This is a genomic window from Streptomyces bullii (assembly GCF_042657145.1).
Lineage (GTDB): Bacteria > Actinomycetota > Actinomycetes > Streptomycetales > Streptomycetaceae > Streptomyces > Streptomyces bullii.
The window spans coordinates 516,326-534,988 of record NZ_JBHSNY010000007.1 but is presented as its reverse complement, the minus strand read 5'-3'; the positions used below and the strand labels follow the sequence as shown (position 1 = coordinate 534,988).

At 72.5% G+C, this 18,663-nt stretch carries 14 protein-coding genes and 1 pseudogene; 3 read left to right on the top strand and 12 right to left on the bottom strand.

The features are described from left to right. Positions 1-363: 363 nt before the first annotated feature. Positions 364-1,371: a stage II sporulation protein M gene (locus ACFPZJ_RS22865; RefSeq protein ID WP_381024622.1), complete on the bottom strand. Its 1,008-nt coding sequence runs from the start codon at positions 1,369-1,371 to the stop codon at positions 364-366. Between the two features lie 137 nt (positions 1,372-1,508). Here ACFPZJ_RS22865 and ACFPZJ_RS22860 point away from each other — a divergent pair, with 137 nt between their 5' ends. Continuing rightward, positions 1,509-2,498 (top strand): RDD family protein, encoded by a 990-nt coding sequence (locus ACFPZJ_RS22860; RefSeq protein ID WP_381024620.1) that lies wholly within the window; start codon positions 1,509-1,511, stop codon positions 2,496-2,498. 59 nt (positions 2,499-2,557) lie between these two features. Here ACFPZJ_RS22860 and ACFPZJ_RS22855 read toward each other — a convergent pair whose 3' ends face one another. Next, positions 2,558-3,172 (bottom strand): hypothetical protein, encoded by a 615-nt coding sequence (locus ACFPZJ_RS22855; protein WP_381024617.1) that lies wholly within the window; start codon positions 3,170-3,172, stop codon positions 2,558-2,560. Positions 3,173-3,318: 146 nt separating this feature from the next. Continuing rightward, positions 3,319-4,776 (bottom strand): adenosylhomocysteinase, encoded by a 1,458-nt coding sequence (gene ahcY / locus ACFPZJ_RS22850; RefSeq protein ID WP_381024615.1) that lies wholly within the window; start codon positions 4,774-4,776, stop codon positions 3,319-3,321. 352 nt (positions 4,777-5,128) lie between these two features. On the opposite strand from ahcY, the gene lepB reads away from it, so the two are divergent. Then, complete coding sequence (gene lepB / locus ACFPZJ_RS22845) at positions 5,129-5,794, top strand: signal peptidase I (protein ID WP_381024612.1); 666 nt, start codon at positions 5,129-5,131, stop codon at positions 5,792-5,794. A 63-nt stretch (positions 5,795-5,857) separates the two neighbouring features. Here the strand turns inward: lepB and ACFPZJ_RS22840 are convergent, their stop codons facing one another. The 7 genes and pseudogenes from ACFPZJ_RS22840 to ACFPZJ_RS22810 form a co-directional block, all read right to left on the bottom strand. Beyond that, on the bottom strand, positions 5,858-6,838 hold the full coding sequence (locus ACFPZJ_RS22840) for a cation diffusion facilitator family transporter (RefSeq protein WP_381024610.1): 981 nt from the start codon (positions 6,836-6,838) through the stop codon (positions 5,858-5,860). A gap of 146 nt (positions 6,839-6,984) precedes the next feature. Further along, the gene (manA, locus tag ACFPZJ_RS22835; protein ID WP_381024608.1) at positions 6,985-8,136 is read right to left on the bottom strand and encodes a mannose-6-phosphate isomerase, class I; all 1,152 of its coding nucleotides are present in this window, start codon (positions 8,134-8,136) and stop codon (positions 6,985-6,987) included. Between the two features lie 107 nt (positions 8,137-8,243). After that, positions 8,244-9,371 (bottom strand): SIS domain-containing protein, encoded by a 1,128-nt coding sequence (locus tag ACFPZJ_RS22830; RefSeq protein WP_381024605.1) that lies wholly within the window; start codon positions 9,369-9,371, stop codon positions 8,244-8,246. Between the two features lie 174 nt (positions 9,372-9,545). Next, positions 9,546-9,716 (bottom strand): Trm112 family protein, encoded by a 171-nt coding sequence (locus ACFPZJ_RS22825; RefSeq protein ID WP_020940431.1) that lies wholly within the window; start codon positions 9,714-9,716, stop codon positions 9,546-9,548. Between the two features lie 145 nt (positions 9,717-9,861). Continuing rightward, positions 9,862-11,226, bottom strand: a complete 1,365-nt coding sequence (locus tag ACFPZJ_RS22820; protein ID WP_381024604.1) for a phosphomannomutase/phosphoglucomutase — start codon at positions 11,224-11,226, stop codon at positions 9,862-9,864. Positions 11,227-11,330: 104 nt separating this feature from the next. After that, positions 11,331-11,722 (bottom strand): annotated as a pseudogene (locus ACFPZJ_RS22815) (L-lactate permease); the annotation flags it as partial. 209 nt (positions 11,723-11,931) lie between these two features. Next, on the bottom strand, positions 11,932-12,354 hold the full coding sequence (locus tag ACFPZJ_RS22810; RefSeq protein ID WP_200705038.1) for a DUF3499 domain-containing protein: 423 nt from the start codon (positions 12,352-12,354) through the stop codon (positions 11,932-11,934). 295 nt (positions 12,355-12,649) lie between these two features. On the opposite strand from ACFPZJ_RS22810, the gene ACFPZJ_RS22805 reads away from it, so the two are divergent. Continuing rightward, positions 12,650-13,099 carry a metallopeptidase family protein gene (locus tag ACFPZJ_RS22805; RefSeq protein ID WP_381024602.1) on the top strand — a complete coding sequence of 150 codons (450 nt, stop codon included), beginning with the start codon at positions 12,650-12,652 and terminating at the stop codon, positions 13,097-13,099. Between the two features lie 234 nt (positions 13,100-13,333). On the opposite strand, the gene ACFPZJ_RS22800 is transcribed toward ACFPZJ_RS22805, so the two are convergent. Then, on the bottom strand, positions 13,334-14,839 hold the full coding sequence (locus ACFPZJ_RS22800; protein ID WP_381024600.1) for a DUF5719 family protein: 1,506 nt from the start codon (positions 14,837-14,839) through the stop codon (positions 13,334-13,336). Beyond that, on the bottom strand, positions 14,836-18,573 hold the full coding sequence (locus ACFPZJ_RS22795; RefSeq protein WP_381024598.1) for a glycosyltransferase family 2 protein: 3,738 nt from the start codon (positions 18,571-18,573) through the stop codon (positions 14,836-14,838). The genes ACFPZJ_RS22800 and ACFPZJ_RS22795 overlap by 4 nt, the downstream gene beginning before the upstream one ends. Positions 18,574-18,663 lie beyond the last annotated feature (90 nt).

Sequence of the window (18,663 nt, the reverse complement as noted above, 5' to 3'; positions counted from 1 at the left end):
TTTCCTCCGGGCGCTTCCCTTCGGTGTTTCCGACTCTATCAGATCCTTTCGGACCCGATTCCCGGTCGGCGGGATTTGCCTTTCGGCTGCCTTTCCAGGTTCCGCTTCCGCGTTTCCCTTTCCGGCGCTTCCGAGTTTATCAGAGGTTTCAGGCCGGACTGACCGGCCATCCATTTCCGATGTGATCGGGAGGAGGCTTCTGCGAAATCAGCGTTTCAAGAAGCAGATAGATGTTCCCTGCTACCGGAGCGGGCGATACCTCATCTCCAGGCAACTGTTCGAATCTACCTCCCCACACGGTCCGTGTCAACGGCTCCTGCGGGGCGAAGAGGAGACTAGCAGCTCAGCTGACGTGTCCGCACATCAGGCGGCTGTGGGCACGGTGGCGCTGCGCTCGTCGGCTTCGAGGTCGCCGGTTTCGCCCGCCCGTGCCGCACGGCCCCCGAGGATGTACACGTAGGCCAGGAAGGCCAGCTCGGCGGCGACTCCGATGCCGATCCGAGCCCAGGTGGGGAGGTCGGACGGGGTCACGAAGCCCTCGATGGCGCCGGAGACGAAGAGCACCAGGGCCAGGCCTATCGCCATGCCGATGGCGGCTCGGCCCTCCTCCGCGAGGGCGGTGCGCCGGGTGCGTGGGCCGGGATCGATGAGGGTCCAGCCGAGGCGCAGGCCGGTGCCTGCTGCCACGAAGACCGCCGTCAGTTCGAGGAGACCGTGCGGAAGGACGAGACCGAGGAAGGTGTCGAGCCGGCCGGCGGAGGACATCAGCCCGGCGCCGATGCCGAGGTTGAGCATGTTCTGGAAGAGGATCCAGATGACGGGCAGGCCCAGGAACACGCCCAGGATCAGGCACAGGGCCGCGGCCCAGGCGTTGTTCGTCCAGACCTGGGCGGCGAAGGACGCCGCGGGGTGGCTCGAGTAGTACGTCTCGTACTGGCCGCCGGGACGGGTGAGCTCCCGCAGCTCGCTGGGGGCGGCGATGGTGGCCTGCACGTCGGGGTGGGTGCCGATCCACCAGCCGAGCAGGGCCGCGACGGCGGTGGACAGGAGCGCCGTGGGCACCCACCAGTGGCGCGACCTGTAGACGGCTGCCGGGAATCCGTGGGCGAGGAACCGGGTGACATCGCGCCAGGAGGCACGGCGGGTGCCTGTCACGGCACTACGCGCGCGTGCGACCAGTTGACTGAGTCGGCCGGTCAGCTGAGGGTCGGGGGCGCTGGACTGGATCAGGGAGAGGTGAGTGGCGGCGCGTTGGTAGAGGACGACGAGTTCGTCGGCCTCGGCGCCGGTGAGGCGGCGCTGGCGCCGGAGCAGCGCGTCGAGGCGGTCCCACTCCGCGCGGTGGGCGGAGACGAAGACGTCCAGGTCCATCTGTGTGCCTGCTCCTCGGCTGTACGGGCGGCGGCTCGTCGGGGCTCAGCTTGATCTGCTTGTCGTACTGCGGTGCGATGTGCCCTCAGCTTGGCAGACTGGCGGTGTCGGGGGCAGGCCAGGGAAGGACGGCGGGCGTGAGTGAGCTGGTGACGGGCGAGGCGGTGGCGTTGGAGCTGCGTCCCGCGAGGCTGCCCAGCAGGGCGCTTGCGGTGTTGCTCGATCTGGTGGTGGCCGTGGCGGTGTATGTGGCGGTGGTGATCGCCCTGGTGGCTTCCACGGCCTCGCTGGACGAGGCGGCGCAGACCGCGGTGTCGATCGCGACGTTCGTCCTTGTGCTGGTGGGCGGGCCGATCGCCGTCGAGACGCTCACTCATGGGCGGTCGCTCGGGAAGGCGGCGTGCGGACTGCGGGTGGTGCGGGACGACGGGGGGCCGATCCGCTTCCGGCATGCGCTGGTGCGGGGTCTGATCGGGGTGATCGAGATCCTGATGACGTTCGGGGTCGTCGCCTGTATCGCCTCGCTCGTGTCGGTACGCGGGCGGCGGCTCGGGGACGTGTTCGCGGGCACGCTCGTCGTAAGGGAGAGGGTGCCGCTCGCGCGGACGGGGTTCGTGCCGCCGCCTCCGCCCTGGCTGGCCGGGCGGTTCTCCGGGCTCGACCTGTCGGCGGTCCCCGATGGTCTCTGGCTGGCCATACGGCAGTACCTGACGCGGATGCAGCAACTGGACCCCCAGGTGGGCCGGGCCATGGCGGAGCGGCTGGCCGCTGATCTCGCGGATCGTACGGGCGCTCCGGTGCCGCAGGACGTTCCGCCCCCGGCCTATCTGGCCGCGGTGGTGCACGAGCGGCAGGCACGGGAGGCCCGGCGGGCCTTCTCGCCCGCGGCTCCGGGAAACTTCGAGCCTCCGGTCGTGTGCCCTGTTTCGACGGCTACCGGACACGAGCAGCCTCGGGCCGGTGGAGACGCGGCCCCACAGCCTGCTCCGTACGGCTCGGGAGTGGCTTCGCTCGGTGGGCAGGGCGGGGACGCGGCCGGCGAGGGCACGCCGCCGACAGTCGTGCGAGGCGGGCGGGGCCTGGAGGCCGCCGACCGTCCCGCCACCGGGTTCGTGCCGCCGGCGTAGGTACGCCGCAGGCTCAGGCACCTGCGGGGGCTCAGGGCCCCGTGGGACTCAGGTGCGACTCAGGGGAACACCGACGGCGGCGACTCCAGGTCCTCCAGCTCGATGCCGGGGGCCGCAAGAACCACGTCGCCGGTGATGTGGACCGTGTGCTGCTCGCCGGTGTCCAGGGCTGTGACCTGGTATTCGTCCACGGTCAGAGGGCCGTTGTCAGTGGCGTGTGTTTCCCTGTTCACCAAGGCCCAGGACTGGTCCACGGTGCGGGGGGCGAGGACCGGTTCCGTGAGGGCGACGAGGCGTACGCGGGTGGCCGGGCCGGAGGGGGTGAGGCGCAGGAGACGGGCAGTGGCGACGAGGAAGGCGGGGGACGTGCCGGTGAAGGCGTGGGCGCGCACATTGCCTTCCGTGGCATGGGTGCCGGTGGGATCGGTGCGGACCCAGGTGACGCCGTCGAGGGCCGCGCCGCGCACCTGCCATTCGGCCGCGTGGAGTTCCAGGCGGATGGGACGGCCGAGTTCGTCGAGCGTGAGGTCGACGGAGCCACGGTGATCGCCCGCGGGGGTGGTCAGCTGGGAGACGTAGCGCCAGCCGGAGGGGCCGACGGCGCAGTGGAAGTGTTCTTCCGCGAGGGGGGTGTGATCGTGCGGATCGTGGAGCGAATAACGGCCGCGGGGCATGGAGGTCCTGGGTCTTGACGGGCTGGTCCGGCCGCTGGTCGGGCGAACGGGGCAGGCCCCCGGCACGGGGGTGCGGGGGCCTGCCTCGGAGGACCTGCGGGTGAGGAGCGCGTCCGTGCACGGGCGCGCTCCCCACGGGGCGCGGCTCAGTAGCGGTAGTGGTCCGGCTTGTACGGGCCTTCGACCTTCACGCCGATGTACTCGGCCTGCTCGGGGCGGAGCGTGGTCAGCTTCACGCCGAGCGCGTCGAGGTGGAGGCGGGCGACCTTCTCGTCGAGGTGCTTGGGCAGCACGTAGACGCCGGTCGGGTATGCGTCGGGCTTGGTGAACAGCTCGATCTGGGCCAGGGTCTGGTCCGCGAAGGAGTTGGACATCACGAACGACGGGTGGCCGGTGGCGTTGCCCAGGTTCAGCAGGCGGCCCTCGGACAGGACGATGATCTTCTTGCCGTCGGGGAAGGTCCAGGTGTGGACCTGGGGCTTGATCTCGTCCTTGACGATGCCGGGGACCTTGGCGAGGCCGGCCATGTCGATCTCGTTGTCGAAGTGGCCGATGTTGCCGACGATGGCCTGGTGCTTCATCTTGGCCATGTCCGAGGCCATGATGATGTCCTTGTTGCCGGTCGTGGTGATGAAGATGTCGGCCTTGTCGACGACCTCGTCGAGGGTCGTGACCTGGTAGCCGTCCATCGCGGCCTGCAGGGCGCAGATCGGGTCGATCTCCGTGATGATCACGCGGGCGCCCTGTCCGCGCAGGGACTCCGCACAGCCCTTGCCCACGTCGCCGTAGCCGCACACGACCGCGGTCTTGCCGCCGATCAGGGTGTCGGTGGCACGGTTGATGCCGTCGATCAGGGAGTGGCGGCAGCCGTACTTGTTGTCGAACTTCGACTTGGTGACGGCGTCGTTGACGTTGATCGCCGGGAACAGGAGGGTGCCGTCGCGCTGCATCTCGTACAGGCGGTGGACACCGGTCGTGGTCTCCTCGGTGACACCGCGGATCTCGGAGGACAGCTGAGTCCACTTCTGCGGGTTCTCGGCCAGCGTGCGGGTCAGCAGTTCGAGGATGACACGGTGCTCGTCGGACTCGGCCGTGTCCGGCGAGGGGACCTTGCCGTCCTTCTCGTACTCGACGCCCTTGTGGACGAGCAGGGTGGCGTCACCGCCGTCGTCGAGGATCATGTTCGGGCCGCCGGTGGGGCTGTCCGGCCAGGTCAGGGCCTGCTCGGTGCACCACCAGTACTCCTCCAGGGTCTCGCCCTTCCAGGCGAAGACCGGGACGCCCTGCGGGTTGTCCGGCGTGCCGTTCGGACCGACCGCGATGGCGGCCGCGGCGTGGTCCTGGGTGGAGAAGATGTTGCAGGAGGCCCAGCGGACCCGGGCGCCCAGGGCGACCAGCGTCTCGATGAGGACGGCGGTCTGCACCGTCATGTGCAGGGAGCCGGTGACACGGGCGCCAGCGAGGGGCTGCGCCTCGGCGTACTCCTTGCGGATCGCCATCAGGCCCGGCATCTCGTGCTCGGCGAGGGTGATCTCCTTGCGGCCGAACTCGGCCAGAGAGAGGTCGGCGACCTTGAAGTCCTGTCGGTTCTCGACAGTCGTCATTGCGAGCTGCTCCTCGGGGTTGGGTCGAGGTGTGTACGGCTGATCTGCGCGGCGGCGGACACAGGGGTGCCCGAAAGAGGACACAGGCATGCCCGCGTACGCGCAGCGCAGTCCGTCGGAGGCCCTCTCTCCCTCGGTCGGCCCGTGTCGGGCCGCCCGACCGCCATCAGCAGCGACGTCTGGCTCCGTCCCAAGCTACACCGGACGCCCCCGCCATCCCCAGTCCGCCTCCGAACACATCAGGCCGATCACGAACGTGAGCGGGGTCCGTCCGGGGTGGCACGGAGGGGCACGATCAGTCGCTACGCTCTGCGTCCGCGGATGTCCCGCGGGCGGGGAGAGGGATGGGGCGGTGCGGAAACTCGTGGTGGCGGCCTGGGTGTCCGGGCTGGTAGGTCTCGTGGCGGCGGTCGGGTGTGTCGCGGGTCTGGTGACCGGTTACACGGCGAGGACGGTGACGAGCGACAGCATGACCCCGACTTACAGGGCCGGGGAGCGGGTCATCTTCGAGCGGGTCGGCGGGTCCGGTGTCGGGCGGGGTGATGTGGTGCTGTTCAGCGCGCCGGATCGGTACGGCTTCGACGGGTCGGTGATGCAGCGGGTCGTCGGGGTGGGAGGTGATCGCGTGGTGTGCTGCACGGCCATCGGCACGCCGGACGAGCGGATCAGCGTCAACGGGAAGCCGTTGCCGGAGCCGTACCTGGCTGACGGCGTGGCCGACGGTATGGGCCGGCCCTACGACGTGCGGGTGCCCGAGGGGCGGCTGTTCCTGCTGGGTGATCACCGGGCGAACTCGAGGGACTCGCGGTTCTTCGCGGAGGACCACGGTGGGGCGGTGCCCGTCGGTGCCGTGCAGGGCAGGATGACGGACGACTGGACCGGGCCGGCGCTGCTCGCGTCGGGTGCGCTGCTCGGGCTGGTCGGCGCGCTGGCCGGGGTGGGTCTCGGGATCGCCGCCGTCGTCGTGCGGCGCCGCCGGGCGGCTGCTCCGTCGGCGCCATGGCCGGGGCTGGTCTGAGGGAGCGCGGATAGCAACGGGGCCCGCCGACGGATCGGCGGGCCCCGCGGTCGTTCGCAGGGGTCAGTGCCCCTCGGCGTGCGGGGTGGGGCCGCCGGGCGACGCTTCGCGGTCGGGGCCCTTGGCGACCTCGGCCTCGCTGTAGACGTCCGGCTCGAGGTAGATGACGCGGGCGATCGGGACGGCCTCGCGGATCCGGGCCTCGGCGGCGTCGATGGCGGAGGCGATCTCGGTGGCCGTGTCGTCGTGCTGGACGGCGATCTTGGCGGCGACCAGCAGTTCCTCGGGGCCGAGGTGGAGCGTGCGCATGTGGATGATGCGGGTGACCGTGTCGCCGTCGACGATCGCGGCCTCGATCTTCTGGACCTCCTCGGCGCCCGCGGCCTCGCCGAGCAGCAGCGACTTCGTCTCGACGGCGAGGACCAGGGCGATCAGGATGAGCAGCACACCGATGCAGAGGGTGCCGATGCCGTCCCAGACGCTGTCACCGGTGAGCAGGGCGAGGCTGACGCCGCCCAGCGCCAGGATCAGGCCGACGAGGGCGCCGAGGTCCTCCAGGAGGACGACCGGCAGCTCGGGGGCCTTGGCGTGGCGGACGAACTCCTTCCACGAACGCTCGCCGCGCAGGACGTTGGACTCCTTGATCGCGGTGCGGAAGGAGAAGGTCTCGGCGATGATCGCGAAGACGAGAACGCCGACCGGCCAGTACCAGTGCTTCAGCTCGTGCGGGTGCTTGATCTTCTCGTAGCCCTCGTAGAGGGCGAACATGCCGCCGACCGAGAAGAGCACGATGGAGACGAGGAAGGCGTAGATGTACCGCTCGCGCCCGTAGCCGAAGGGGTGCTGCGGGGTGGCCTCGCGCTTGGCCCTCTTGCCGCCGACCAGCAGCAGGGCCTGGTTGCCCGAGTCGGCGACCGAGTGGACGGACTCGGCAAGCATCGACGACGATCCGCTGAAGAGGAACGCCACGAACTTCGCTACCGCGATCGCGAGGTTGGCGACGAGTGCCGCCACGATCGCCTTGGTGCCGCCTGACGCGCTCATGTGTTCGCGTTGTCCCTTCGTACGCGTGTTCCTGGGCCGTGGCGCACGCCGTCGTACGCCGTCCCGGACTTTGCCCGTGCTTGACGGTGGGCCATTGTTGCAGCCCGGCCGGGCAGCGGTGTGTCAGGTAGCCGTCATGGGGACGTTCATGCGACCACCGTGGCCCGGAAGAGAGTGCCCGTGCCGGACACTTCGGCCTTTTCGCCCGCGGGGACGAAGACGGACCGACCGGGGTTCAGCTCGTGCTCCCCCGCCCGTACGGTGCCGGCGGTGCAGAGCAGGATCTGCGGGGTCGCCGCAGTGAGGTCGTGGGCGGCGGCGCCGGCCGGGAGGACGTACCGGGACAGGCGGAACTCGTCGATCGGCGTCTCGTAGACCTCCTCGCCGTCGGGGGACGCCTCGGGGCGCAGCACGCCCGGGTCGCTCGGTTCGAAGCGGACGATGCGCAGGAGCTCGGGCACGTCGACGTGCTTGGGGGTCAGGCCGCAGCGCAGCACGTTGTCGGAGTTGGCCATGATCTCGACGCCGAGGCCGCTCAGGTAGGCGTGCGGGACGCCCGCGCCGAGGAACAGGGCCTCCCCGGGCTGGAGCCGGACGTGGTTGAGCAGCATCGCGGCGATGACGCCGGGGTCGCCCGGGTAGTGGTGGGCGATGTCGGCGTACGGGGTGTAGGCGCCGCCGAGGCGGTCGCAGGCGGCCGCGGCCTCGGCCACCGTGTGGGCCATCTCCTCGGGGTCGGCGGTGAGGATCGCGGTGAGGACCTCGCGCAGCGCCGCGTCCGCGGGGTGGGCGTGCAGCAGGTCGACGTACGGCTTGAGGGAGTCGACGCCGAGGCCGTCGAGCAGGCCGGCGGCCTTCAGCGGGTCGCGGAAGCCGCACAGGCCGTCGAACTCGGTGAGCGCGCAGATCAGTTCGGGCTTGTGGTTGGCGTCCTTGTAGTTGCGGTGCGGGGCGTCCACGGGGATGCCGCGCCGCTCCTCGTCCTGGTATCCCTGCCTGGCCTGCTCCAGGTCGGGGTGCACCTGCAGGGAGAGCGGGGCGCCGGCGGCGAGGATCTTCAGCAGGAACGGCAGGTGGGGGCCGAACCTCGCGACACAGGCCGGTCCGAGCTCCTTTTCGGGGTCCGCGTCGATGACATCGACGAGCGTGCCCCGGTCGGTGCGCGAGGGTGCGCCCGGGTGGGCGCCCATCCACATCTCCGCCTGCGGCTCGCCGGTCGGTTCGACGCCGAGCAGCCGGGGGATGGCGGTGGGGGAACCCCAGGCGTAGGGGCGGATGGTGTTGTCGAGGCGGTCCATGGGGCTCTGGATTCTCTCTGCGGGTTCCGTGTGCGGTGGCCGGGCCCGAACGGCGTACGAGTACGAGACGTGTACGGGGTACGGCGGTCAGGGCGTCCTGGGCAAGGTCAGGCCCTCGAGGCGAGCGCCAGGTAAACGGCGGCGAAATCCGTGACGGCGATCAGTTCAGCGAGGGTCTCCAGTTCGTCGCCGGCCTCGGGCTCCAGTTCGCTGATCGGCGTGTCGTGGCTGAGGGCCAGGTCGCGGGCGGCCGGGGCGGCGGTGAGGTTGCCGATCGGGCGGTCGCGGAGCAGGACCACGCGCGCGTGCAGGGCCGGCGGTTCCTCGACGCGGTCGCGGAAGAAGTCGTCGGGGTCCGCGCCGGCGGCGAGCGGGCCCGCGAGCAGGGCGCTGTGCGCGGCGAGCGCCTCCGGCAGTTCGGCGACGACCGCCGGACTGCCGGACAGCTCGGCGAGCGCGGCGGCGAAGCGGCGGCCGGCCGGCCCGGCCGAGGTGCCCTCGGTCCACACGATCGGGAGGGTGTCGGCGAGTTCGGCCGCCAGGGTCTTGGCGGGGTTGCTGTACGTCGCGATGGCGGGCCCGCAGCGTTCGGCGATGTGGTCGAGGCGGTCGGCGACCTTCTCCAGGGCGTCGGGCGGGGCGCTGAGCACGCCCGTGCGGTCCAGCAGGGCGAGGAATGGGGTCAGCAGCGCCCACAGCACACCGGGCGCGGACGCGGCGAGCGGTTCGTCCTGCTCGTACGGGGCGGTCGCCATCGGGACGAACAGACCGTGCGAGCCGTGCACGGCTTCGGCGAGCGGTGAGCCGGCGGGGGCCACCGCGACGACGGTGCAGCCGCGGCGGTAGGCCTGCTCGGCGAGGAGCGACAGGCCCGGTTCGGTGCCGTCGGGGGTGGCGATCAGGAGCAGGTCGACGGAGCCGGCCCAGCCAGGCAGCTCCCAGCGCAGGGCGCCGGCCGCGGGGGCGACGCCCGTGGGGGCGAGGCGGGTGACGGGGCTGCCGGGGCCGGCGAGCGTGCCGAGCAGGTCGGCGGTGTGGGTGGCGGCGGCGCCGGGGCCCGCGATGAGGACGGCGCGGGGGCGGCCGTCGGGTTTGAGGCCGTTGATGCCGGCCTCGGCGCAGTGCCGGGCGGCGGTGCGGACCCGGGCGCCGGCTTCGGCGGCACCGCGCAGCAGGCCGCGCTGGTCGGCCTCGGCGAGGCCCTCCGGGGAGTCGAGCAGCGCTTCGTCGAGCATGGGCGGGAGCCTCCGATCGCCGGGATCCGTTACGACGGTGTCCGTGACCTACGACGGTGTCCGTGACGCCGGGTGTTCAGGTACGCCGGACGGTCAGGCACGGGTGTGCCCGACCGGGTGGGTTTGCACCGGGTGCGTGCGCTCGCGCGGGGCACCGGGTGCGGGCCCGGGGCCCTACGCGGGGCGGCGGGCCTCGTCGACGAGGAGGACGGGGATGCCGTCGCGCACGGGGTACGCCAGGCCGCAGTCCTGGCCGGTGCAGATCAGCTCGGCGTCCTGCTCCTTGAGAGGGGCGTGGCAGGCCGGGCAGGCGAGGATCTCCAGGAGGCCGGCTTCGAGCGGCATGGTGCGTTCCCTTCGGGGCGGAGCGGGTGCGTTGTGGCGTGTGCGGATGTGCCTGGTCAGGTTACCGCCGGTGGCGCTGGGAGGAGCGGGGCCGGGCGGGTCGGGTGGGGTGCCGCCGCGCCGGGCACGGGGCAACCCGCGGGGGTCAGCCTCTGATGATCGCCAGGGCCTCGTCCCTGATCTTCGCCATCGTCGCCTGGTCCCGGGCTTCCGCGTTCAGGCGCAGCAGCGGTTCCGTGTTGGAGGGGCGGACGTTGAACCACCAGTCGGCGCCGGAGACAGTGAGGCCGTCGAGTTCGTCCAGTTCGATGCCTTCGCGGCCCTCGTAGGCGGAGCGGATCGCGGCGAGGCGGGCAGCCTGGTCGTCGACCGTGGAGTTGATCTCGCCGGAGCCGGCGTAGCGGTCGTACTGGGCGACCAGGGCGGACAGCGGGCCGTCCTGGCCGCCGAGGGCCGCCAGGACGTGCAGCGCGGCCAGCATGCCCGTGTCGGCGTTCCAGAAGTCGCGGAAGTAGTAGTGGGCGGAGTGCTCGCCGCCGAAGATCGCGCCGGTGCGGGCCATCTCGGCCTTGATGAAGGAGTGGCCCACGCGGGTGCGTACGGGTGTGCCGCCGTTCTCCTTCACGACCTCCGGGACCGACCAGGACGTGATCAGGTTGTGGATGACGGTGCCCCTGCCGCCGTGCCTGGCGAGTTCGCGGGAGGCGACCAGGGCGGTGATCGCCGACGGGGAGACCGGCTCGCCGTGCTCGTCGACGACGAAGCAGCGGTCGGCGTCGCCGTCGAAGGCGATGCCGAGGTCGGCGCGCTCCTCGCGGACCCGCTTCTGCAGGTCGACGAGGTTGGCCGGGTCGAGCGGGTTGGCCTCGTGGTTGGGGAAGGTGCCGTCCAGCTCGAAGTACAGGGGAACGAGGTCGAGGGGCAGGCCGGAGAAGACCGTCGGGACCGTGTGGCCGCCCATGCCGTTGCCCGCGTCGACGACGACCTTCAGGGGGCGGATGGAGGTCACGTCGACGAGGGAGCGAAGGTGGGCCGCGTAGTCGTCCAAAGTGTCGCGCCGCGTGACGGTGCCCCGGCGGGCGGCCGGCTCGGGGGCTCCCGACTCGCTCCACCGCTCGACGAGTTCGCGGATCTCGGCGAGGCCCGTGTCCTGGCCGACCGGGGCGGCGCCCATGCGGCACATCTTGATGCCGTTGTACTGGGCCGGGTTGTGCGAGGCCGTGAACATCGCGCCCGGCAGGTTCAGCGCGCCCGAGGCGTAGTAGAGCTGGTCGGTCGAGCACAGGCCGATCTCGGTCACGTCGGCGCCCCGGGCCGCCGCCCCGCGCGCGAAGGCCCGCGACAGGCCGGGCGACGAGGGCCGCATGTCGTGCCCGACGGCGATGGCGCTCGCGCCGGTCACCTGGACGAAGGCGGCGCCGAACAGCTCGGCCAGGGACTCGTCCCACTGGTCGGGGACGACACCGCGTACGTCGTACGCCTTCACGACCTGCGACAGATCAGCAGCCACGGCCAACCTTCCTGAAAAAGTCCTGTCGGTCACCCCAACCTACTCGCACCCCCTGACACCGCGCTGCGGGTCCGCCCGAGCGGACCCGCAGACGTAACCTCAGGTCAGGGCAGCATCCAGTCCAGGACCGGAGTGGTCTGCCCCACGACGATCAGGCACATCACCAGCAGGAGCCCGAGGCTCCACGGCAGCACCGTGCGCAGCAGTCCCCCTCACGCCCCGCCAGTCCGACGGCCGCGCAGGCGATGGTGAGGTTCTGCGACGAGATCATCTTGCCGAGCACACCACCAGAACTGTTGGCGGCGGCCAGGAGTTCCGGCGCCAGCCCCGGCTCTGCGGCCGCGTTCACCTGTAGGGCGCCGAAGAGCGCGTTGGCCGAGGTGTCCGACCCGGAGACGGCGACGCCGAACCAGCCCAGCACCGGCGACGGGAAGGCGAGCCCCGCTCCGGCCGCCGCCACGAAGGGGCCGATGCTCGCGGCCTGCCCGGAGAGGTCCGCAGGCCAGCGCGGGCACCCAGGTCTCGCACAGCCCGCGCCGCCCGTCCATGAGCCCGACCTGCACGAGGGGCACGACGAGGGCCAGCAGCGGTGTCTGGCGGCCCACCACGGAGGGCACGGCGTCCAGCGGCAGCCCGGTCGGATGCGGGACTGCGCCAGCGCGTGAGGCGACGCCAGTTGGGCCTTCGGACCGCCGGGGTGGGTTTCTAGTTGTCGGGCGAACGCAGCACTCGCAGGTGCCCGCGTCGCGCGACCTCCATGGGGTCCGCGCTGCGCGCTCCGCCGCCGGCCTCGGCCGCCCTCTCCTGGGGGCGGGCCGCTTCGCGCACGGCGTTGGCAAGCGCTTCCAGGTCGTCGCCGCTGGGCCGGGCGGGAGCGGAACCGTCCAGGAGCCTGACGACCTCCCAGCCGCGCGGGGCGGTGAGGCGCTCGGAGTGCTCGGCGCACAGGTCGTAGCAGTGGGGTTCGGCGTAGGTGGCGAGCGGGCCGAGAACCGCGGTCGAGTCGGCGTAGACGTACGTCAGCGTCGCGACGGCGGGACGGCCGCAAGCGGTGCGCGAACAGCGACGTACAGGGCTCACGACGTTGGACGGTACCGCACTCTTGAGCGGGCCGCGACGACTCTCCACGAGGTCACTCCACCGTGTCGTGGTGTGAAACGCCCCACAGCCCCCTGTCGGCCCGCCTCGCTGACCTGCCGGGACAGCGCCGTCCGGTCGGCCGAACATTGCTGAAACCGGTCACCACTCGGCACAAACCCCATCAATTGCCTTGACTTCACCGGTCTCGGAGAGATACGGAAACGAGCCCAACCTTGGCTGGAATGGTCATGTAGCGACATGCCGTACGGGTCGGCCGGATGCGGCCCGCGTTGCCGTGTGGGGCCGGGCACGCGGGCGCGGCGGGGACTACCCTTCACCAGTGATGGACAAGCCCGTAACGCCCCGTGCCGCCGGCCCCGGGCCCCGTCGCCGTGATCGCCACGGTCGGGGCATGCGCGGCCCGATCGCACCGCCGCAGGTGCCGCTCGCCGCGAGCCGCGCGGAGGCGTTCGCGGACCTGGTGCAGGACTCCGTGGAACGCCTGGAGCGACGGTGGCCGCAGCTCGCCGACATCGACTTCCTCGTCCTTGAGGTGCCGCGTCTGGACGGACCCGGCCAGGTGTGGAGCGATGAGGCGGTGCCGCTGGGCGGGACGGTTCCGGCGCGTGACGGGCGGCCCGCGCGGGTGGTCGTGTACCGGCGGCCGGTGGAGATCCGTACCAAGGGGCGGGACGAGCGGGCGGCGCTGGTGCACGAGGTCGTCGTGGAGCAGGTCGCGGAGCTGCTCGGGTTGACGCCGGAGACGGTGGATCCGCGGTACGGGGAGGACTGAGGGGGCGGGCGGCGGCGCCGAGCGCCGGAGGCCACTGTGCCGGTGCTTTCAGGTCCTGGGGGCTGCGGCTCGGGCCTGGTGAGTGCGCGACCCGGTGCTGCGGGGACCGCGCTGCGCCCACCCGCGCCGCACCAGCGGCACGACTGCCGCAGCCGGGCGGGGCGCGCCCGCGTGCACGGCCCCGCCGGTCCTATCGCCACGGCACCGACCGGTCCCACCTCTGCAGCACCGGTCCTACCTCTGCAGCACCGACAGGTCCTCGTCCGCCACCGGTACCGCCACCGTGCCCCGGTCGTCCGGCAGGGTCTGGACGGTGAAGCCGGGGATTCCGTTCTCCGTCGCCTCCAGGGTGCGGGCCGCGTACACCGGGCCGCCCGACACCGGCTCGACCGTCAGGGCGTACGTGCCCTTCAGGCCGTTCGGCAGCGGCGGCTCGATGTCCTGGGTGGTGCCGGCCTTGATCGTGTACGTCTTGGACAGCGCCGTGCCGCCCTCGCTGCCCGCCGACGCGGTCACCTTGACCGTGGCGGTGCCGTTGGGAGCGGCCAGGGACAGGGTGCTGCCCTTCGCGCTGTTGTCCGCCGACGTCGCGCGCGTGCCGACGGGCCGGGTCGCGGGGATGAACGCCGTCTCCTGCTTGTCGCCCTCGCCGCGCACGACCCTCACCGCCGCGACGACCGGCACCGCCCGGTCCGTCGGGGTCAGCACCAGCGACCCGGCCTCGCCCCGCGTGACGTCCCCCAGGTCGACGGCGGTCGTCATGCCGCCCTTCACGTGCACCGTCTCGTGCCCGGCAGGCGTGATCATGCCGGAGGGCGAGGCGAGGCGCAGGGTGAGGTCGGCGTCGGCGTCGTCCGGTGTGAAGGCGATCAGGCGGACGGCGGTGGCGTCCTTCGGGATGCCCGGTATGACCAGGCTGCCGGCCGGGTCGGTGGACGCGGCCAGCCAGTCACCGCCGAGCTTGTCGTCCAGGGCCTGCACGGCCGCGCCGACCCGACCGCTGCGCACACTGACGTGCACGGTGAGGTTGGTCTGCGGCTCGTCGGTGAGCGTGGACAGCAGGATCGGCTCGCTGGAGTGCGGCTGGACCGTGATGCCCTCCCCAGTGGTGGACTTCAGGTCGCCGTCCTTGCCGTACAGCTCGATGTCGACCACGGCGGCCGAGTCATCGGGGTTGGTCAGGTGCACGTAGTCGGTGCGGTCGGCCGCCGTGCTCGCGCCCGGGAACCAGAAGTCCGTGTCGGGAGCCGTGCAGTTGACGCCCTGCAGCCCCCGCCCGGTGCCCGCGGCGACCTCGGTGGTCTCCTGCACGGTCCAGCCTGGCGCGAACCTGCCCTCGGCGGTCCCGACGAGCGCGGGCGATTCGGCGCCGGAGGTATCGCCCGTCACCGGCTTGCCGGGCTCCTTGGGTTCCAGGACGGGCTCGGCGGACTTCTTCTGCTCGTCCTTCTTGCCGCCGGTGCCCGTGTCCCCGGACTGCTCGGCGGCGGCCTGGAGTTCGGCCTTGCCGCCGCTCCCCGTGCCCTTCGTGACGGGGGTGAACGACGTGAACGACGTCTCGGCCAGGTCGGAGGTGCTGGGCGCCGGACACAGCAGGCTCGTGCGCTCCACGGGCAGTTGGGCGGCCGCCTTCGCGGCGGTGCCCGGGCCGGTGGCCTCCGGCGCGGACAGCGCCGCGAATCCGGTGACGGCGGCGAGCGCGGTCGCGCCGGCGATCAGGGACAGGGTCGTGCGGTTCACTGCTGGCTCCCGTCGGGACGCTCACTGCCCGTGCCGTGGGGGTGGTGCGGTGGTTGCGCCGGGTCGTACGCCGGGTCGTAACCCGGCTGGTACGTCTGGTCGTACGACGTGTCGTAGGAGGCCGTCTGGGCCGAGCCGCCGTACGCGTACGGGTACTGCCCGCCCTGGTGCTGGTCCGTCTGGTACGGGTCCGCCTGGTACGGCTGCTCGTACCCGCCCTGCGGGTACTGCCGGCCGTCCTGGTACTGCCCGCCGGCGTATCCGCCGCCGTACCCGGCGCCCGGGTAACCGGCCGCGTCCCATTGGCCGTAGGACTGCTGCTGCGGGACGCCCACCGGTGTCTGGTCCTCGGAGGGCGCCGGCGGAGCCGCGGGAGGCGCGAACTCGTCGCCCCGGCCCGTCTCCGCTGCCTCACCCCCGCCCGTCTCCGCGGCCTCCGCCTCGGCCTGGGCGCGCAGGCGCCGTGCCCGGCGGCCCTCGCCGGCCACGGGCTGCGCGGGAACGACCGGCTCGTCGGGCAGGTCGTCGTCGACGTCGCGGCGCCGCCCGGGCAGGGCGAGCACGACGAGGACGACGGCCAGGGCGCCCTGCGCCCACAGCCAGGCGGTGTGGCCGACGGGGTCGTCGTAGGTGACGTCCAGCTTCCCGCCGGAGGCGGGCAGTTCGAAGCCCTGGGCCCAGCCGTCGACCGTGGTGGGGGTGAGCGGCTTGCCGTCGAGGGTGGCGGTCCAGCCCTCGGCGGCCGAGTCGGCCAGCCGCAGGATCCGGCCTTGTGGGCCGCTCGGGATCGTCGTGTGGATGTCGACCGGGCCGGCCGCGACCGGCTGCGGCCGAGCCGAACCGGCGCCCGTGGCGGAGCCGGACACGATGGTCGCGCGTGCCACCTCCTGGTCGACCCGCCACAGCGCCCCGCCCGCCTGCTGGCTGAGCCGGCTCAGGCCGGGCGTGGCGTCCAGTACGCGCGTGACCTCGCGGGGCGCGCCCTTGTGGACGAGGACGTAGCGCACGGCGAAGCCGCCGAGCTGGTCGGCCTGGTCGGCGCCGGAGCCGGCGACGAGGTTGGCGACGACCTTGTCGAGCTTGGGGTTCTCGCCGTCCGCCGCGGCGAGTTCGCCGTCGCCCATCCGCGCGCCGGAGCCGCGCACGAGCATGTAGCCGACGTGGGCCGGGGAGTCGCTGTCGAGGACGAGAGTGCGGGCCTGGTCGCGCGTGCTGCTCTCCTCGGCGACGAACGCGGGGACCTGCGTGGGGTCGCGCCGCTCCAGCGGCCCGTCGGCACCGCGGATCATCCAGCCGGCGGCGACGAGCAGCGGCCCGGCGGCCGAGGCGAAGGCGATCAGCGCGGCGACCGGCTGGCGCCAGCCGAAGCTCTGCTCGGCCACCCGTGCGCGTGCGCCGTCGGCACCGAGCACGGCGGCCGCCAGGAGGGCGATGCCGTAGACGAGCGTCGCGGGTCCGGCCCACGTCGAGCCGTTGGAGAGGACCGCGAACACGAAGCCCACCAGGGCGACGGTCCAGGCGGTCCAGATGCCCAACTGGCGCTCGGCGCGCAGCAGGGCGGCGAGCGCGGCCAGCACGATGCCGAAGAGCATCAGCCCGCTGACGGTGCCGGGCCCGCCGGGGCTCGCGCCGAGCAGGTCGAGGGCGGAGGCGGAGGCGGAGCCGTACTCCAGGCCCGCTTCCCTGAAGAAGCCGAACGGGAGCAGCGACAGCGACCAGGGTGCGAGGACCAGCAGCGGCGTTCCCGTCTGGGCGAGGAAACGCAGCCCGTAGGCCGTGATGTCGCTCCTGCACAGCGCCAGCACGCCCACACCGAGGAGCAGGGCGATGGGCCACACGATCGGGGTGAACGCCGTGGCGATCGTCAGCAGCAGCGCGTACGCCCAGGTGGCGCGCCAACTGCCGCGCGTGCCGGAGGGGTTGGCGAGGCCGCTGGCCGCGAGGCCCGCGCGCGCGAGGAGCGGCAGCAGGACGGCGAGGACGGCGGTGCCGATGCGGCCGCCGGCGAGCGCGCCGGTCGCGGCGGGCAGGAAGGCGTAGACGACGGCCGCCCAGGCGCGCAGCAGCCGGGACTCCACGAGCGGGCGGGAGGCGAAGTACGCGGTGAAGCCCGCCAGCGGAACCGAGCAGACCAGCAGCACCGTGACGGCGAGCCCGGTGGAGCCGAACAGCAGGGAGGCCAGCAGCGCCACGACCGCGAGGTAGGGCGGCGCGGCCGAGGTGCCGCCCGCGCCCACCGCGTGCCATGCGTCCGTGTACCGCGACCACAGCTCGCCCGAGTCCGCGGGGGCGGGCAGCAGGGCACCGCCCGCGAGGGCGCCGCCGCCCAGGAGTTCACGGCAGGCGACAAGGGAGACGAACAGCAGCACCAGGAAGAGCACCGGGCCGGGCTTGCGGGCGATGCGCTTGAGCCGGACGAACTGCTCGATCTCCAGGAAGTCCGCGTCGTCGCCGCCGGGGCCCGACTCGATGCCGCCGCCGTGCCGTCCCGCCCCGGAGGCGACCTCGGGGTCGGAGCGGCCGACGAGGTTGCTCGCGACCTGCTCGACGGTGACTCGGACGGTCGCGCCGGGCGGCGGGAACAGGGCCCGCAGCTCGTCCTTGCCGACCTGGGGGACGCCTCTCGCGCGCCGCCCGGAGATGATCCGCTCGGGCCGCAGCAGCGTGCCCATGAGGCCGCGGATCTCGTCGACGGCCTGTCCGGGGACCTTGCCGACGAGGTAGGCGAGGGTCCGCAGCAGCGTGCCGAGAACGAGGCGCAGCAGCACCCAGGGCAGCACGGCCGTACGGGCGTTGACGAGGAGGGTGTAGACGGCGCCCGCCTTGTCGACCTTGTGCGGGGAGGCGGCGGTGCGGCCCACGCAGTCGACGGTGCGGCGCTCGCGGGAGGCCGCCTCTGCGTGCCGTACGACCGCCTCGGGGGCGACCAGGACGCGGTAACCGGCGGCGTGTGCCCGCCAGCACAGGTCGACGTCGTCGCGCATCAGGGGCAGGTACCGGTCGAAGCCGCCGAGCTGTTCGAAGACGTCGCGCCTGACGAGCATGCCGGCGGTGGACACCGACAGCACGGACCGGACGTGGTCGTGCTGTCCCTGGTCCTGTTCGCGACGGTCCAGGCCGGTCCAGCGGCGGCCGGAGTTGGCGATGGTGACGCCGACTTCCAGCAGCTGCCGCCGGTCGTACCAGCCGCGCAGTTTGGGGCCGACGACGGCGACGTCCTCGCGGCCGAGCTCGTACTCGTTCTCCACGACCCTCAGCAGCTGGGCGAGGGCGTCGGGTTCGGGAGCGCAGTCGTCGTGCAGCAGCCACAGCCACTGCACCGGCTCACCGTGCGGGAGCTCGGGCAGGTCGTAGGCGTCGTCGCGCCACGTGCGCGTGACGGGGTCCCAGCCGCTGGGGCGCTTGAGGTACGGCAGCTCGTCGGGGGTGAGGACCGGGGCCGTGCGGTTGCACTCCTCGACGGCCTGGCCGAAGCCGGTACGGCGGGCGAGGTGCAGCACGCGGTCGTCGCCGAGGGCGTCGGTGACCAGCCGGGCGGAGTCGTCCGCACTGCCGGTGTCGGCGGCCATGGCGTACTGGACGGGGCGCTCCTGGCCGAGCAGCCCGGCCAGCGCGTCGGGCAGCCAGCGGGCGCCGTCGTGGGAGACGAGGACCGCGGTCACCACATGACGCGGAAACTCAGGTGTGGCAGCGGCCTCCTGGTGGACGGCTGCCGTGTGGCTGTGCACGGACATCGAGGTACGGGCCCCGGTTCGGTGGACTGCGGTGGACGCCTGTGCCCGGTGGGGGCAGCGGGGCGTCTCGGACGAGCGACCACACTATCG

Coding starts and splice junctions, on each gene's coding strand:
- ahcY (WP_381024615.1), bottom strand. CDS start 4,776: ATGACGACTGTCGAGAACCGACAGGACTTCAAGGTCGCCGACCTCTCT.
- manA (WP_381024608.1), bottom strand. CDS start 8,136: ATGGACCGCCTCGACAACACCATCCGCCCCTACGCCTGGGGTTCCCCC.
- ACFPZJ_RS22840 (WP_381024610.1), bottom strand. CDS start 6,838: ATGAGCGCGTCAGGCGGCACCAAGGCGATCGTGGCGGCACTCGTCGCC.
- ACFPZJ_RS22795 (WP_381024598.1), bottom strand. CDS start 18,573: ATGTCCGTGCACAGCCACACGGCAGCCGTCCACCAGGAGGCCGCTGCC.
- ACFPZJ_RS22825 (WP_020940431.1), bottom strand. CDS start 9,716: ATGCCGCTCGAAGCCGGCCTCCTGGAGATCCTCGCCTGCCCGGCCTGC.
- ACFPZJ_RS22830 (WP_381024605.1), bottom strand. CDS start 9,371: ATGCTCGACGAAGCGCTGCTCGACTCCCCGGAGGGCCTCGCCGAGGCC.
- ACFPZJ_RS22805 (WP_381024602.1), top strand. CDS start 12,650: ATGGACAAGCCCGTAACGCCCCGTGCCGCCGGCCCCGGGCCCCGTCGC.
- ACFPZJ_RS22865 (WP_381024622.1), bottom strand. CDS start 1,371: ATGGACCTGGACGTCTTCGTCTCCGCCCACCGCGCGGAGTGGGACCGC.
- ACFPZJ_RS22855 (WP_381024617.1), bottom strand. CDS start 3,172: ATGCCCCGCGGCCGTTATTCGCTCCACGATCCGCACGATCACACCCCC.